Source organism: Mycolicibacterium wolinskyi str. Jessa 2025 (assembly GCF_049241375.1).
In the GTDB taxonomy this organism is placed as follows: Bacteria; Actinomycetota; Actinomycetes; order Mycobacteriales; family Mycobacteriaceae; genus Mycobacterium; species Mycobacterium wolinskyi.
Genome location: NZ_CP185960.1, coordinates 6303393 through 6318249, shown reverse-complemented (window position 1 = coordinate 6318249; position 14857 = coordinate 6303393). Strand labels below are relative to the sequence as shown.

The window sequence follows — 14857 nt, the reverse complement described above, 5'->3', positions numbered from 1 at the left end:
GAGCAATAGCTCCTATGTCAAGCGGCAGCTGATTGTTGGGTGTGGTGTGGGATTTGGCGGTCGGTGAGCAGGGCTTGGTAGACGCGGCGGCTGATGCGGCGTTTGAGGCAGCGTCGGGCTTTGGCCTTAGTTTTGCCCTCGGCGATCAGTCGGTGATAGTAGGTATGGCCTTGGCTGCCTTCCATCCGGGCCTGGGTGACGGCGATGCGGTGGATGGCGGTGTTGAGTTGGCGGTTGCCTGAGCGGCTTAACCGCATTTGGCCGGCGTTGGCGCCCGACCATGCCGGGATGGGTGCCACGCCGGCATGGCAGGCGAAGGCGGCCTCGCCGGTGAACCGTTCGATGCCGGCGGCCTCGCCGACGATCTTGGCCGCGGTCAGCTCCGCGCAGCCGTCGATGGCCAGCAGTGTGGGAGCGAGGTCGCGGATGCGGGCGGCCAGGCGCTTTTCGAGGGCGTTGATCTCAGCGGTGAGTCGGATGATGTCGGCCAGCTCGTCACGCGCGATCTCGGCGATGAGCCCGGCAAGGGTCTGCAGCCAGTCCTGTAGGGCTTGCTGGTGTGTGGTCAATTTGAGCTTGCGCGCGGCTGGGGCCTGCTCGGGGTCGAGTTCATGGACATGCCAGCGCAGTCGATTGATCGCCGAGGTGCGTTGGGCGACAAGGATATCGCGGCGGTCGGTGAGCAGCTTGAGCTCGCGTGAGGTCTCGTCATGGCAGGCCACTGGAAGGTCGGGTTCACGCAATACCGCCCGCGCGACCGCCTCGGCATCGATGGGATCGGACTTGCCCCGGGTGCGTGCGGACTTGCGTGTCTGGGCTGAGAGTTTGGTGGGTACCCGCACCACCTTCTGCCCGGCACCAAGCAGGTCACGTTCGAGCCGTGCCGACATGTTGCGGCAGTCCTCGATACCCCAGATCAGATCCGTGCCGAACTGTTCGCGTGCCCATATCAACGCCGCCTGGTGGCCCTCGGTGGTGGCCTTGACGGTCTTTTCGCCCAGCCGCCGGCCCACCTCGTTGACGGCGACAAAGGTGTGTGAGCGCTTGTGCACATCGGCGCCAACAACAATCATGAGAGTTGCCTCCTTCGCTCTGTGGAGAGGGTGTTGAGGTTGGACCGGTCGGCCGACACATCTCAGTCGGGGCGATGCCACGCTCCTATCAAGTCAGGTCGGCCGGTCCGTCTCACCTGATGCCGGCACTACTGCTCAACGCCAACCCCGAGGGCGACAGACGCGTAGGGAGCCAGACACCAGGTGAAACGTAACCAACCACCGCGCCACAGCAGCTGTCACGCAGACCCGCCGTAAACCCGGCACACTCACAATGACACTGAGACGCGTAGGTACCCGAAATCCGGTATTTCGGGGTACCTGCGCGTCTGCTCGCGCTTGAGAGATCAAGCGGAAGCCAACCGCTTCTTCTCCGCCTCGATGTCGAAATCGGCTGGCGGCCAGGTCATGTCGAGACCTTTGAGCGCTTCGATGAGAAGTTCGGTGATGGCCAGCCTGCTGTACCACTTCTTGTCGCTGGGCACGATGTGCCAAGGCGCGTAGTCGGTTGAGGTGCGGTCCAGCATGGCCTGGTAGGCCTCTTGGTACTTGGGCCACAGCAGGCGTTCGTCGATGTCGGCCGGGTTGTACTTCCAGTACTTGTCGGGCCGTTCGAGGCGTTCGGCCAGGCGTGCCTTCTGCTCGTCGAGTGAGACGAACATCGCCACTTTCACCAAAGTCGTGCCTGCGTCGACGAGTTCGCGCTCGAACGTGTTGATCTCGTCGTAGCGCGCGCCCCACACGTCGGGCGGTACGAGGTCGTGCACGCGGACGATGAGGACGTCCTCGTAGTGCGAGCGGTCGAACACGCCGATGTGGCCCGCGGGCGGCAGGGCGTTGCGGATCCGCCACAGGTAGTGGTGGGCGCGCTCCTCCTCGGTCGGTTTGCCGAAGCTCGTGTACCGAATACCCTGCGGGTTGGCCGCTCCCACAACGTGTTTGACGATCCCGCCTTTGCCCGCGGTGTCCATGCCCTGCAGCACCAGCAGTACCGAGCGGTTGTCGTCGCCGCTCTTGTTGCGGGCGTAGAGCATCTCCTGCAGCTCGGCGAAGCGGTTGTTGCGCTCGGCCTGGAGCTCGGGGGCGTCGGATTTGGAGCCGCTGAAACCCGGAGTGTGACCGGTCTTGATGTCGGCGACCTTGTCGCCGGGCCGGAACGCCAGGTGGATGTGCGGCTCGTGCGTCCAGAGCTCAGGCAGGTCGGAGTCGGAGTCTTTACTCACGCGCCCTAGTCAAGCAGGCGTCGCGGCGGAACCGGCGACGGATGCGGCTGCGAGTTGAATTTCTCCAGCGACCCGCCGACCTCGACGATGCCGCACAGGGCATACCAGGACAGCATGGTCAGGTAGTCGATCAGCTCGTCGGTGGTCATCCGCGGGTTCGACATCCACGAGTGCGTCGCGAGCTGCACGCCGCCGACGGTGTGGAACGCCCACGCCTCGGCGCCCGCGGTGTCCATGCCCGCCTCGGCCATGCGCCTGCGCAGCATGACCGCGAGCATCCGCGCGATGATCTGCTCGGAATCGGCGACCGCCTTGCTTTTACTGGCCGAGTTGTTGGCCATCACGAACCGGTACGGCTCCGGCTCGGCGGCCACGGTCTCGACGTACACCCGGATTATCTCGCGGGTCAGGTCGAACCCGTCGAGATTCGACGACAGCGCCGCGGCCATGTTCGGGATCAGCGTCGTCTGTGCGAATCGCATCATGACGGCGGTGGTGAGGTCGTTCTTGTCGACGAAATAGCGATACAGGACGGTCTTCGACACGCCGATCTCGGCTGCGATCTCGTCCATGCTGACGTTGCTGCCCCGGTGCCGGATGGCTTCCAGGGTGCCGTCTACCAGCTCGTTACGACGCTCCACCTTGTGCTGGTGCCAGCGCCGCTTACGTCCATCGGTTTTCACCGCCGCCTGCGGAGTCTGCTGTGCCACTTTTCGCAGTAATTCCAATCCCTAGGTCCACTTGATACTACGGCGGATCGGCGCCCGTCGGCTTCGCGGATCGGCCCGCCACTCGCGGGATGGCGGATGATGGACGTGTGGCACATCGATTCGATGCGGAGAACCGCGCGTTGCCGGCGCCGCGGGCGAGTTTCGCCGAGACGCTGGCCGGTGCGGACAGCGCTGCCGACGCCGAACGCCGACGGGGTTTGCGGCGGATGAAGCTGGTGGCGCTGAGTTTTCTCGTCGGCGCCACCATCGTCTTTCTGGTGTGCACGTGGGCGCAGTCGAACGGGGCCCCGGGATGGGCGGGTTATGTGCGCGCGGCCGCCGAGGCCGGGATGGTCGGCGCGCTGGCCGACTGGTTCGCTGTCACCGCGCTGTTCAAGCATCCGCTGGGCATTCCGATCCCGCACACCGCGATCATCAAGCGCAAGAAGGATCAGCTGGGCGAGGGGCTCGGCACCTTTGTTCGCGAGAATTTCATGTCGCCCGAGGTGGTCGAGACCAAGCTGCGCGACGCGGAGGTCGCGGGCCGGGTGGGCAAGTGGCTTTCGGACCGGTCTCATGCCGAGCGGGTGGCGGCCGAGACGTCGACCGTGCTGCGCGTCGGGGTGGAGATGCTGCGCGACGAAGACGTGCAGCACGTGCTCGACCGCATGATCGTCAAGCGCATCGCCGAGCCGCAGTGGGGGCCGCCGATCGGCCGCGTGCTGGCCTCGCTGCTGGCCGAGGGGCGCCAGGAGGCGCTCATCCAGCTGTTGTGCGATCGCGCGTTCCAGTGGTCGCTCAATGCCGGCGAGGTCATCGAGCGCGTGATCGAGCGGGACTCACCGACCTGGTCGCCGCGCTGGGTCGACCATCTGGTCGGAGATCGCATCCACCGCGAGCTCATGGATTTCACCGACAAGGTGCGGCGCAATCCCGACCACGAGCTGCGCCGTTCGGCGACGCGGTTCATGTTCGAGTTCGCCGACGACCTCCAGAACGACGAGGCCACGATCCAGCGCGCCGAGAACGTCAAGGAACAGATCATGGCGCGCGACGAGGTGGCCAGGGCTGCCGAGACGGCGTGGACCGCGGCCAAGCGGATCATCCTCGAATCGGTGGACGATCCGTCGTCGGCGCTCCGGACGCGGATCGCCGACTCGGTGATGCACATCGGCGAATCGATGCGCGACGACGCCGAGCTCCGCGACAAGGTCGACAACTGGATCATCCGGGCGGCCCAGCATCTGGTGTCCGAATACGGCGTCGAGATCACCGCGATCATCACCGAAACCATCGAACGTTGGGATGCCGACGAGGCGAGCCGGCGCATCGAGCTCCATGTCGGCCGTGACCTGCAGTTCATCCGGATCAACGGCACCGTCGTGGGTGCGCTGGCCGGCCTCGTGATCTATTCGATAGCTCAACTACTCTTCTGACCTGCGCTAACTAGTGCTTGCAAAAGTTAGCACCCCGTCGTAGCGTGGTATTCGTCGGTAACGGATACCCGACCTACGAGGGGGTCACGCATGGCGCAAGATGAAAATCTCGCGGCTGTTGTGTCCAACGCTGCGCAGGACATCGGAAGCTTCATCCGGTCCCAGCGCGAGGCGGCACAGGTATCGGTGCGGCAGCTGGCCGAGAAGGCCGGCGTCAGCAATCCCTACCTCAGCCAGATCGAGCGGGGTTTGCGTAAACCGTCTGCCGACGTGCTCAACCAGATCGCGAAGGCATTGCGGGTGTCTGCGGAAGTGCTCTACGTCCGCGCCGGGATCCTGGAACCCAGCGAACCCAGCGAGGTCCGCGACGCCATCGTCAACGACGTCGGGATCACCGAGCGGCAGAAACAGGTGCTGCTCGACATCTACACGTCGTTTCGCCAACAGAACGAAGCCGCTGCAGGTGAGGAGCCGACGTCTGACTCAACTGACTAACACCCTTCGAACTGTCCGATGACAACCAGAACTTCATCCCTGGAAAGGAATTCAACAATGGCCGACAAGACCACCGCCAAGAATCAGCCGACCATCGAAGACCTCAAGGCCCCGCTGCTCGCCGCCGTCGGCGCCGCCGACCTGGCCCTGGCCACCGTCAACGAGATCGTCGCGAGCCTGCGTGAGCGCGCCGAAGAGGCCCGCACCGACGCCGAGACGCGCGTCGAGGAGAGCCGTGCCCGCCTGAACCGGCTGCAGGAGGACCTGCCGGTCCAGTTCGGTGAGCTGCGCGAGAAGCTGAGCTCCGACGAACTGCGCCGGGCAGCCGAGAGCTACGCCGACCAGGCCACCGCGACCTACAACAAGCTCGTCGAGCGCGGCGAGGCCGCCCTGGAGCGCCTGCGCAACCAGCCGGCTCTCGAAGAGGCCGCCACGCGCGTCGAGGGCTACACCGACCAAGCCGTCGAGTTGACCCAGGAGGCTCTGGGCACCGTGGCCAGCCAGACCCGCGCCGTCGGTGAGCGCGCCGCCAAGCTGGTGGGCGTCGAGTTGCCGAAGAAGGCCGAGAAGGCCGGCGAGAAGGCCACCGCACCGGCGAAGAAGGCCGCTCCGGCCAAGAAGACCACCCCGGCTGCGAAGAAGGCCGCTCCGGCCAAGAAGGCCACCCCGGCGGCGACCAAGGCTGCTCCGGCCAAGAAGGTCACCCAGAAGTAATCCCGAGGACGGGTATCTCAACCCGTCATTCGACGTCGACGATGGCGCCCGCATAGGCTGGTGAGGTGATACTTGCCAACCTTGCGGGCGTCATTGTTGCGGTACTCGTCGTCCTGGTCCTCATCGTGGGCGTCTACGCCTTCGTGCATGCGGCTATGCAGCGTCCCGACGCCTACACGGCCACGGGCAAGCTCACCAAACCGGTATGGCTCGCCATCATCGGCGTGGGGCTGCTGCTGGCGCTGTTGTTGCGCGATGCGTTCGGCGCTGCGATCTCGGCTTGCGCGACGGGTGTCTACCTCGTCGACGTCCGACCGAAACTGCTTGAGATCCAAGGAAAGTCGCGCTGAATCGATGCGCCTGTCCAAGGCCGCGCTCGGCGCGGTGGGTTTCGCCGCGGCTCTGACGTGCGTGTCGCCGGTGACACCGGCTGCGTGGGCCGAGCCCGCCACGCCCTATGTCGACCACGTCGAATGGGCCAAATGGGGTGACCTGTCGAGCCTGCGGGTCTATCCCACCGACACCGCGCGCCGGCTGGCCGCCCAGCCCGGCACCTCGGCGCAGGCCGACGAGGCCTGGGCGCAGGTCCTGGCGCTGTCACCGGACGCCGACATCGCGGGCATGCGCGAGCAGTTCCTGTGCCACTGGACGTTCGCCGAACTCGCCGAACCGGGCAAGACCAGCTGGAATCTCGAGCCGTGGCGCCCCGAGGTGCCGCCGGAGATGATGCTGGCCGCCGGCTGCAACCCCGGCGGCACGGAGGAACCCTTCTGATGGGCCGCTACACGCGCGGACAGGTCGCCGCGCTCGTCGATCACACGCTGCTCAAACCCGAGGCGACCGCGGCCGATGTCGCCGCCCTCGTCGCCGAAGCCGCCGACCTCGCGGTGTTCTCGGTGTGCGTGTCGCCGCCGATGGTCGCGGGCGCCGCGAAGGAGTGCCCGGCCGGGCTCGCGGTGGCCGCGGTGGCCGGCTTCCCGTCCGGCAAGCACCTGCCCGAGATCAAAGCCGCCGAGGCACGGTCGGCCGTCGCCGCGGGCGCATCCGAGATCGACATGGTGATCGACGTGGGTGCCGCGCTCTCCGGCGATCTCGCCGCCGTGGCGGCCGACGTGGCCGCCGTGCGGGCGGCGGTTGCAGACGCGACGCTCAAGGTCATCGTGGAATCGGCGGCGCTACTGGAGTTCTCCGGGCAGGCACTGCTGGTCGACGTGTGCCGCGCGGCGGAGCAGGCGGGCGCCGACTTCGTGAAGACCTCCACCGGATTTCACCCGAGCGGCGGCGCTTCGGTGCAGGCCGTCGAGATCATGGCCCGCACCGTGGGGGACCGGCTGGGTGTGAAGGCCAGCGGCGGCATCCGCACCGCCGAGCAGGCCGTCGCGATGCTCGACGCGGGCGCGACCCGGCTCGGGCTGTCGGGCACCCGAGCCGTGCTCGACGGTTTCAGCTAGCGCGGCTCACAGCGCCGCGAAGCACGGATCCTCGGCAGCCTTCGGCATCGAGGCGTTCTGCGTCGAGAACTGCGCCACCACACCGCTGTCGGTCACCTGCACGCTGTCGGCGTGGATGCCCATCGGGTAGTTCTCGGTGAGTTGCGAGGTGAACTGGTCGAGGATCGGCTGCAGCGTCTCGCGCGGCCAGGACAGGCCGATCGCGTTCAGCTCGGTGATCTGCAGCGAGATGCCCTTGTTGACCACGCGCGGCTTGGCGATGATCGTGCCGACCAGGCCCTTGAGCTCGATCGTGCCTGCCGACGGATTGGTCGAGACGTCCGAGATGGCCGAGCCGATGAACGGCAGCTGGACCATGTCGGCGACCGTCTGGCGGATGCCGTCGGTGGACCACGCGATGTTGGCGACCAGCGAACCGACCGAACCGCCCGAGTCCGCGGTGTCCTCCAGCCGGACGTCCTTGACGTGCAGCGCGACCTTCATGCCCTTGGCGTCGCGGATCTGATTGCCCGCCGTCTCGATGTTGATGTTGGTGTAGTGCCCGGACATGTGCTGCAGCAGGAACGGCGGCAGCGGGTCGAACGACGCCGTCGCACTGTCCTCCACGATGCACTCGACCACCCCGGCCACCACGGTGTCGGCGCGGTTGCGGGCATACAGCTCACCGCCCAGCAGGCCCGCCGCGACCAGGGCCAGCACGATCACGACCACCAGGACGATCGACAGCGGATCGGACAGCAGCTTCTTGATCTTCGCCATCGGCGACAAATCCTTCTGCGCGGGTGCGGCTGGGGGCGGCGCGGCAGGGTAATCGGGCGCAGGTCCCTGCGGAGGCAACTGCTGGGGCGATGCAGGCGGTGCTGGTGGGGCCTGGTCGGTGGGGCGGGCCCAGGGATCGGTCACCCCAGCGATTGTGCCTTACCGGACTGGGCAAAATGTGAGCGACCGAGCTCGGCGAGCGACGACCGGTTGCTCAGCACCGCGATGGCGTCGCGGGCCCCGCTCGCCGCGTCGAGGTCGATGTCGGCCAGCAGCAACTGCGGATCCGCGCCGGCCGTGGTGAGCACCTCGCCGGTGGGGGAGGCCACCAGGCTGCCGCCGACGCCCGTCGGCCCCGACTTGGCGATCTCCTCGCCCGGGTAGGCCTGATCCACCGCCGCGACGAAGCCGGTGGTGTCCAAGGCCCTGGCCCGCGCCAGCAGCGTCCACTGCTCAAGCTTGCCCGGTCCCGAACCCCACGACGCGTGCACGGTGATCAGCTGGGCGCCGCGTTGTGCCAGCGCGACGTAGAGCTCGGGGAACCGGATGTCGTAACACGTGGTGAGGCCGACCGGCACGCCGTCGACGGTGATGGTCACGGGTTCGAAACCTGGTGCGACGGTCCGTGATTCGGCGAATCCGAACGCGTCGTAGAGATGGATCTTGTGGTAGTGGGCTTCGACGCCCGGGCCGGTGGCCAACAATGTGTTGGTGACCCGGCCGTCGTGGCTGGGCGCGAACATCCCGGCCACCACGACGACGCCGGCGCGGGCGGCGATCGCGCGGACGGCCGACGCCCACGGACCGTCGAGTTCTTCTGCGACCGGACCGAGCGGAACCCCGAACCGGCACATCGTGGCCTCGGGGAACAACACCAGCTGTGCGCCGTCGTCGGCGGCGCGCCGCGTGTAGTCCTCGACGAGTTCGAGGTTCGACGACGGTTCGGTGCCGGTCGCGATCTGCGCCAGGGCAATTCGCATGGATCTCAGCCTACTGGCGCCACGGTCTGCCACGGGACCGTGAGGACCCCGTCGCGCATCCGGCGCCGTGGCGGTTCGACACTGAACCCCTCGGCGCGCAAAAGCTCCAGCATCGCCCGCCAGCGCACGCGCGGGCCGAACACCCCGTGACCGGCCACGCTGGCCCAGGCCCGGTCGGCCGCGGCCAGGAGCCGGTGGATGGGCTGGCCCGCGACGTTGTCGTGAATCAGCACCTTGGGCAGACGCTCGGCCAGATCCGACGGCCGCTCGATCGCGAACGGATCGCACGCGAGCGTCAGGCTCACCGGGCCCGACGCGTCCAACAACACCCAGCAGCATCGGCGGCCCAGCTCGTCGCACGTGCCGTCGACGATCAGCCCGCCCGGCGCGAGCTGGCGCTGCATCGTCGCCCAGGCGTCGGGCACCGCCTCGACCGGATACTGGCGCAGCACGTTGAACGCCCGCACCAGCACCGGCCGCCGACCCGCCAACTCGAACCCGCCGAGCGCGAACTCGACACCGTTGGCACCCGCGAGTTGGCGTGCCGTCGCGACCCGCTCGGGGTGGATCTCCAGGCCGACGACGCGGACGTCGGCGCGCACCACCTGCAGCCGCGCGGCCAGCTCCAGCGTCGTGACCGGCAGCGCGCCGTAGCCGAGGTCGACCACGAGCGGGTCGGCCGCCGTGCGCAGCGCGCTGCGGACCCGCGCCGAGTGCACCAACCAGCGGTCGCTGCGGCGCAGTCGGTTGTACCCGGTGGTGCCCCGGGTGATCGCCCCGACGGGCTTACCGGCCGGGCTCATAGCTTTCGACGCTACGTCACCGATCAGGAGTTATCGCTGATCCACACCGTGGTGAACCGCTGTTCGGCGATCAACAGGTCGACGAGCTGCGAGCCGATGAAGTTCTCGATCTTGCCGCCCACCAACGGGATCTTGACCTCGACGGTGATGTGCACCGCGAGTTTTGCCCCGGCGCCCGACGGCGCCAGTACCGCGGTCCCCGCGAGCGACACGGGCGCGCCGTGGATCACGCCGCTGACCGTCCCGTCGGCCTGACCGTCGCGGATCGGTTGCCAGGTCTCCTCGCGGCGGATGCTCAGATCGCCTTGGTGGAACTGCGACACCAGCCCGGGCAGCCGGTCCGACCGCAGAACCTGGGTGGTGACGACGTCGATGCCGCCGTCGTCGGTGATGGTCAGCCGGTCCAGGCTCGCGTCGTCGGCGCCCGAATCGGCGAGGCGGGCCAGCCAGTACCGTTCGTCGGCGAATGCGCGGTGGACCTGTTCGACGCTGCCGTCGTATTCGGTGGCCATGTCGAATGATCGCGGCATAGCTGGCCAGGCTACCGTTACCGGCCGTGGTCAGTTCGTATGTCGCAGGCGTGGAAGTCGCCGAGTCGGTTCCCCTGGCTCCGCTGACCACGCTGCGCGTCGGCCCTGTCGCTCGCCGGGTGCTGACCTGCACCAGCACCGAACAACTCGTCGGTGTGCTGCGGGCGCTCGATCTGGACGACGAATCGGTCCTGGTGCTGGCGGGCGGGTCCAACGTGGTCCTCGCCGACGACGCCACCGATCTGACGGTCGTGCGCGTGGCCAACACCGAGATCACCGTCGATGGCAACCTGGTCCGGGCCGAGGCGGGCGCGGTGTTCGACGACGTCGTGGTCACCGCCCTGGCACACGGCCTCGGCGGGCTCGAATGCCTTTCGGGCATACCGGGTTCGGCCGGGGCGACCCCGGTGCAGAACGTGGGCGCCTACGGGGCCGAGGTCGCCGACACCATCAGCCGGGTCCGGCTGTTGGACCGCCGCACCGGCGAGGACCGTTGGGCGCGGCCCGAAGAACTGCGGTTCGGCTACCGCACGAGTGTGCTCAAACACTCCGACGCGGTGATCGTCCTCGAGGTGGAGTTCGCGCTCGACCCGGATGGCCGCAGCGCGCCGCTGCGATACCGGGAACTGGCCACCGCGCTAGGCGCCGAACCCGGCGAACGAGCCGACCCGCTCGCGGTGCGCGAGGCGGTGCTGCGGTTGCGGGGCAGCAAAGGCATGGTGCTCGACGCCGAGGACCACGACACCTGGAGCGTCGGATCGTTCTTCACCAACCCGGTCGTGTCGCAGCCGGAGTTCGACCGCCTGCGGGCCGCGGTCGACGGGCCCGTGCCCAACTATCCCGCCCCGGACGGCGTGAAGCTCGCGGCAGGCTGGCTCGTCGAGCACGCCGGCTTCGGAAAAGGATTTCCGGGTGATGGCGCTGCCGCGCGGTTGTCGACGAAGCACGCATTGGCTCTCACGAACCGGGGCCAGGCGACGACCGCGGACGTGATTGCGCTGGCCAGGACGGTGCAGGCCGGGGTGCGCGAGGCGTTCGGGATCGAACTCACACCCGAACCGATTCTGATTGGATGCTCGCTGTCGGTACCCTAGATCCACGTGAGCCCAGCCGGTGATAATCAGGCCTCTGCGCCGCTGATCAACCGGCGGCGCGCCCTGACGGCGCTTGCCGTCGGAGTGGGCGCCGGTGCCCTGGCTGCGTGCTCGGGTAAGACGCCCGGCCAGGCCGAACCGGAGGCGGCCCCGGCCGCCCCGACCTTGACCTTCGAGCCCGTCGCCGACAGCGCCGACGTGCTCCCCACGGCACCGGTTGAAGTGAAGGTCAGCGACGGTTGGTTCCAGCGCATCAGCCTCACCAATCCGGACGGCAAAGTCGTCGCAGGCAAGCTCAACCAGGACCGCACGGCGTTCAGCGTCACCGAACCGCTCGGCTACGACTCCACCTACACGTGGGCCGGCACGGTCGTTGGCCATGACGGCAAGTCCGTTCCCGTAGAGGGCAAGTTCACCACCGTCGCGCCGCAGACCCAGGTCAGCGGTCAGTTCCAGCTCGCCGACGGCCAGGTGGTCGGGGTGGCCGCGCCGGTCATCCTGCAGTTCGACGCGTCGATCGACGACGAGCACAAGGCGATCGTCGAGAAGGCCCTGAAAGTCACCACGGAGCCGTCGGTGGAGGGCAGCTGGGCATGGCTGCCCGACGAGGTCGGCGGTTCGCGCGTGCACTGGCGCAGCCGCGAGTACTTCCCGCCGGGAACCAAGGTCAGCGTCAAGGCCCCGCTGTACGGCGTGGATTTCGGCGACGGAGCCTACGGCGCCGCCGATTCGACGCTCGATTTCGAGATCGGCCGCCGCCAGGTCGTCAAGGCCGAGGCGTCGTCACACCGCATCCAGGTGCTTGACGGGTCCGGCGCGGTGATCATGGACTTCCCGTGCAGCTACGGCGAAGGCGACCTCGACCGCAACGTCACGCGCAGCGGCATCCACGTCGTCACCGAGAAGTACGAGGACTTCTACATGACCAACCCCGCGGCGGGATACGCCAACGTGCGGGAGCGGTTCGCGGTGCGCATCTCCAACAACGGCGAGTTCATCCACGCCAACCCCGCCAGCTCGGGCGCGCAGGGCAACAGCAACGTGACCAACGGTTGCATCAACCTGTCGATCGAGGATGCGCAGCAGTACTTCAACACCGCGATGTACGGCGATCCGGTCGAGGTCACCGGCACCCGCATCCAGTTGTCCTACGCCGACGGCGACATCTGGGACTGGGCGGTGGACTGGGACGAGTGGACGGCCATGTCGGCGATCTCGGACAAGAAGCCGCCCGCCGACATCCCCGCCTCGGCCCCCGCGACGCCGACCGACGCCCCGACGCTGTCGGGGACGCCGACCACCACGACGCCTGCGCCCAGCCCCGCGCCGGGCGGTTAGGGTCCGTCGACCCTTCGGTTGAACCGGGACCCGCTGGCCCCGGTGACCTGGTCCCGCGGCCTCACGACGATCAGGTCCAGGTCGACGTGTGAGGGCCGGCTCGCGACGAACCCGACGACCTCGGCGATGTCCTCGGCCACGAGCGGAGTCACACCTTCGTAGACCTTGGCGGCACGTTCCTCGTCGCCGTCGAACCGGTTCAGCGAGAAATCGGTCTTGACCATGCCGGGTGCAACTTCGGTGAGCCGCACCGGTTTTCCGAGCAGCTCGCTGCGCAGCGTGCGGTGCAGTACCCCCTGGGCGTGCTTGGCCGAGGTGTAGCCGCCGCCGTTGTCGTAGATCTCGACCGCGGCGATCGAGGTGATCGTGACGATCAGGCCGTCGCCGGAGTCGATCAGCTTGGGTAGCAGCGCCCGCGTCACCAGCAGCGTGCCGAGCACGTTGGCTTCCCACATCCAGCGCCAGTGGTCCAGGTCGGCATCGGCCACCGGCTCCAGGCCCTTGGCCCCGCCAGCGTTGTTGACCAGCACATCGACCCGGTCCAGACCGGCCGCCAGGGCCGCCACGGAATCGGGATCAGTGACGTCCGCCACAACGGCGGTGCCGCCGATCTCATCGGCCAGTGCCTCGACGCGGTCCGCCCGCCGGGCCGCGCAGACTACGTGAAAGCCAAGGGATGCAAGGGTTTTGGCGGTCGCGGCGCCGATTCCGGCACTGGCGCCGGTGACCACCGCGACCCGACGGTCGGACTGTGGTGTCGTCATCTGCCCAACTTTAGTTGGCGTGCTAAGTTCGTCGTGTGTCCCAGAGCTCTCAGTCCCGCCTCGTGCGGCGTGCGTGTTGTTGTTGCGCACACCGCCGCGCCTGACTGCACCCGGACATAATTCGCTGTCCTGCTGAGTCGCCAGGTGTGGCCTCGACCCACCTACCGACCACCAGTAAGGACAATTCACGTGACCACCGCCACCGCCGCTCCCATCCGTCGCCCCGGCAAGACCGCCCCCCGCGCCAATCGGTCACTGACCTCGACCGGCGCGCGCTACCCGCAGTCGCGGCTGCTGCACATCGTCGCGCCGTCGCTCAAGGTTCCCGACGCCGCGCCCGCCGCGGTGTTCAGCGCGGTGCGGATGCGTGGCCCGATCGCACGTGACGCGGTCGCCCAACACACCCAGCTGAGCATCGCGACGGTGAACCGGCAGGTCACGGCCCTGCTGGAGGCCGGAATCCTGCGTGAGCGCGCCGATCTCGCCGTATCGGGCGCGATCGGGCGGCCCCGCGTTCCGGTCGAGGTGAACCACGAGCCGTTCCTGACGCTCGGCATCCACATCGGCGCCCGCACCACGAGCATCGTTGCCACCGATCTGTTCGGCCGCACGCTCGACGTCGTCGAGACCCCGACACCGTCCGGGCCGCAGGCCGCGGCGCTCGCGACGTTGGCCTCCAGCGCACGCCGCTACCTGAGCCGCTGGCACCGGCGCAGGCCGCTGTGGGTGGGCGTCGCGGCAGGCGGCGTGGTCGACAGTGCCACCGGCTATCTCGACCATCCGCGGCTGGGCTGGAGCGATGCCCCGGTGGGTCCGGTGCTGGCCGAGGCGCTCGGCCTGCCGGTGTCGCTGGCCTCGCACGTGGACGCGATGGCGGGCGCCGAACTACTCCTGAGCGGCAGGCGGCCCGACGCGGGCGGTGCCCAGGCCAGGACCAGCCTCTACGTCTACGCCCGCGAAACCGTCGGCTACGCCCTGTCGATCGACGGCCGGGTGCACACGCCGGCCAGCGGCCCCGGCACGATCGCGGGTCTGCCCGCGCAGTCCGAACTGCTCGGCGGCACAGGGCAATTGGAGTCGACGGTCAGTGACGAGGCGGTGCTGACGGCGGCCCGCAAGCTGCGGATCATCCCGGCGGAAGGTCCGGCGTCGACGCTGCCCGCGGTCCTGCGCGCCGCCCGGCAGGGCAACGAAAAGGCCCGCGAGTTGCTCGCCGACCGGGCCCGTGTGCTGGGCGAGGCCGTCGCGCTGCTGCGCGATCTGCTCAACCCCGACGACCTCGTGGTCGGCGGCCAGGCGTTCACCGAGTATCCCGAGAGCATGCCGTTGGTGGAGGCCGCGTTCGCGCAGCGCACCGTGCTCGGCCCGCGTGATCTGCGCGTCGCGGCGTTCGGCAATCGTGTGCAGGAAGCCGGTGCGGGCATCGTCTCGCTCGGCGGGCTCTACGCCGATCCGATCGGCGCCATGCGCCGCGCTCAAACCCGCCGATCGGCAGCGGTGTAGACATG

The 14857-nt window shown here is 68.2% G+C and carries 17 protein-coding genes; 9 read left to right on the top strand and 8 right to left on the bottom strand.

All coding sequences use genetic code 11. From position 1 onward, the window contains the following. Positions 1 to 17 precede the first annotated feature (17 nt). The 3 genes from ACOI2T_RS31370 to ACOI2T_RS31360 form a co-directional block, all read right to left on the bottom strand. On the bottom strand, positions 18 to 1073 hold the full coding sequence (locus ACOI2T_RS31370; RefSeq protein WP_421874559.1) for an IS110 family RNA-guided transposase: 1056 nt from the start codon (positions 1071 to 1073) through the stop codon (positions 18 to 20). A 326-nt stretch (positions 1074 to 1399) separates the two neighbouring features. Then, positions 1400 to 2275 (bottom strand): polyphosphate kinase 2 family protein, encoded by an 876-nt coding sequence (locus ACOI2T_RS31365; protein WP_409502352.1) that lies wholly within the window; start codon positions 2273 to 2275, stop codon positions 1400 to 1402. 5 nt (positions 2276 to 2280) lie between these two features. Next, positions 2281 to 2985, bottom strand: a complete 705-nt coding sequence (locus ACOI2T_RS31360) for a TetR/AcrR family transcriptional regulator (RefSeq protein WP_067849241.1) — start codon at positions 2983 to 2985, stop codon at positions 2281 to 2283. Between the two features lie 89 nt (positions 2986 to 3074). On the opposite strand from ACOI2T_RS31360, the gene ACOI2T_RS31355 reads away from it, so the two are divergent. The 6 genes from ACOI2T_RS31355 to deoC all read left to right on the top strand — a co-directional run bounded on the left by ACOI2T_RS31355 (position 3075) and on the right by deoC (position 7081). Continuing rightward, the gene (locus ACOI2T_RS31355; RefSeq protein WP_409502351.1) at positions 3075 to 4421 is read left to right on the top strand and encodes a DUF445 domain-containing protein; all 1347 of its coding nucleotides are present in this window, start codon (positions 3075 to 3077) and stop codon (positions 4419 to 4421) included. Positions 4422 to 4511: 90 nt separating this feature from the next. Then, the gene (locus tag ACOI2T_RS31350; protein ID WP_067849238.1) at positions 4512 to 4916 is read left to right on the top strand and encodes a helix-turn-helix domain-containing protein; all 405 of its coding nucleotides are present in this window, start codon (positions 4512 to 4514) and stop codon (positions 4914 to 4916) included. Between the two features lie 57 nt (positions 4917 to 4973). Further along, a complete protein-coding gene (locus ACOI2T_RS31345; RefSeq protein WP_067849235.1) occupies positions 4974 to 5630 on the top strand; it encodes a heparin-binding hemagglutinin in 657 nt (218 codons plus the stop codon). Between the two features lie 65 nt (positions 5631 to 5695). Further along, the gene (locus ACOI2T_RS31340) at positions 5696 to 5980 is read left to right on the top strand and encodes a DUF2516 family protein (protein WP_067849232.1); all 285 of its coding nucleotides are present in this window, start codon (positions 5696 to 5698) and stop codon (positions 5978 to 5980) included. Between the two features lie 4 nt (positions 5981 to 5984). Further along, entirely contained in the window at positions 5985 to 6404 is a 420-nt protein-coding gene (locus ACOI2T_RS31335; RefSeq protein WP_409502350.1) for a DUF2599 domain-containing protein, read from the top strand. Then, entirely contained in the window at positions 6404 to 7081 is a 678-nt protein-coding gene (deoC, locus tag ACOI2T_RS31330; protein ID WP_409502349.1) for a deoxyribose-phosphate aldolase, read from the top strand. The genes ACOI2T_RS31335 and deoC overlap by 1 nt, the downstream gene beginning before the upstream one ends. Before the next feature lie 6 nt (positions 7082 to 7087). Here the strand turns inward: deoC and ACOI2T_RS31325 are convergent, their stop codons facing one another. From ACOI2T_RS31325 to ACOI2T_RS31310, 4 genes are read right to left on the bottom strand one after another with little or no spacing between them, the layout of a single operon-like run. Beyond that, a complete protein-coding gene (locus ACOI2T_RS31325; RefSeq protein ID WP_409502348.1) occupies positions 7088 to 7984 on the bottom strand; it encodes an LmeA family phospholipid-binding protein in 897 nt (298 codons plus the stop codon). Continuing rightward, positions 7981 to 8820: a carbon-nitrogen hydrolase family protein gene (locus ACOI2T_RS31320; protein ID WP_085147629.1), complete on the bottom strand. Its 840-nt coding sequence runs from the start codon at positions 8818 to 8820 to the stop codon at positions 7981 to 7983. The genes ACOI2T_RS31325 and ACOI2T_RS31320 overlap by 4 nt, the downstream gene beginning before the upstream one ends. A 5-nt stretch (positions 8821 to 8825) precedes the next feature. After that, a complete protein-coding gene (locus ACOI2T_RS31315) occupies positions 8826 to 9623 on the bottom strand; it encodes a class I SAM-dependent methyltransferase (protein WP_409502347.1) in 798 nt (265 codons plus the stop codon). Between the two features lie 23 nt (positions 9624 to 9646). Then, on the bottom strand, positions 9647 to 10153 hold the full coding sequence (locus tag ACOI2T_RS31310; protein WP_409502346.1) for a DUF2505 domain-containing protein: 507 nt from the start codon (positions 10151 to 10153) through the stop codon (positions 9647 to 9649). Positions 10154 to 10179: 26 nt separating this feature from the next. Here ACOI2T_RS31310 and ACOI2T_RS31305 point away from each other — a divergent pair, with 26 nt between their 5' ends. Further along, positions 10180 to 11247, top strand: a complete 1068-nt coding sequence (locus tag ACOI2T_RS31305; protein ID WP_409502345.1) for a UDP-N-acetylmuramate dehydrogenase — start codon at positions 10180 to 10182, stop codon at positions 11245 to 11247. A gap of 6 nt (positions 11248 to 11253) precedes the next feature. Beyond that, positions 11254 to 12585, top strand: a complete 1332-nt coding sequence (locus ACOI2T_RS31300) for a L,D-transpeptidase (RefSeq protein ID WP_409502344.1) — start codon at positions 11254 to 11256, stop codon at positions 12583 to 12585. On the opposite strand, the gene ACOI2T_RS31295 is transcribed toward ACOI2T_RS31300, so the two are convergent. After that, positions 12582 to 13349, bottom strand: coding sequence for an SDR family oxidoreductase (locus ACOI2T_RS31295; protein ID WP_409502343.1), 768 nt, complete (start codon positions 13347 to 13349; stop codon positions 12582 to 12584). The two genes, ACOI2T_RS31300 and ACOI2T_RS31295, sit on opposite strands and share 4 nt — an antisense overlap. Positions 13350 to 13538: 189 nt before the next feature. On the opposite strand from ACOI2T_RS31295, the gene ACOI2T_RS31290 reads away from it, so the two are divergent. Then, positions 13539 to 14852, top strand: coding sequence for an ROK family protein (locus ACOI2T_RS31290; protein ID WP_409502342.1), 1314 nt, complete (start codon positions 13539 to 13541; stop codon positions 14850 to 14852). Positions 14853 to 14857: the final 5 nt, after the last annotated feature.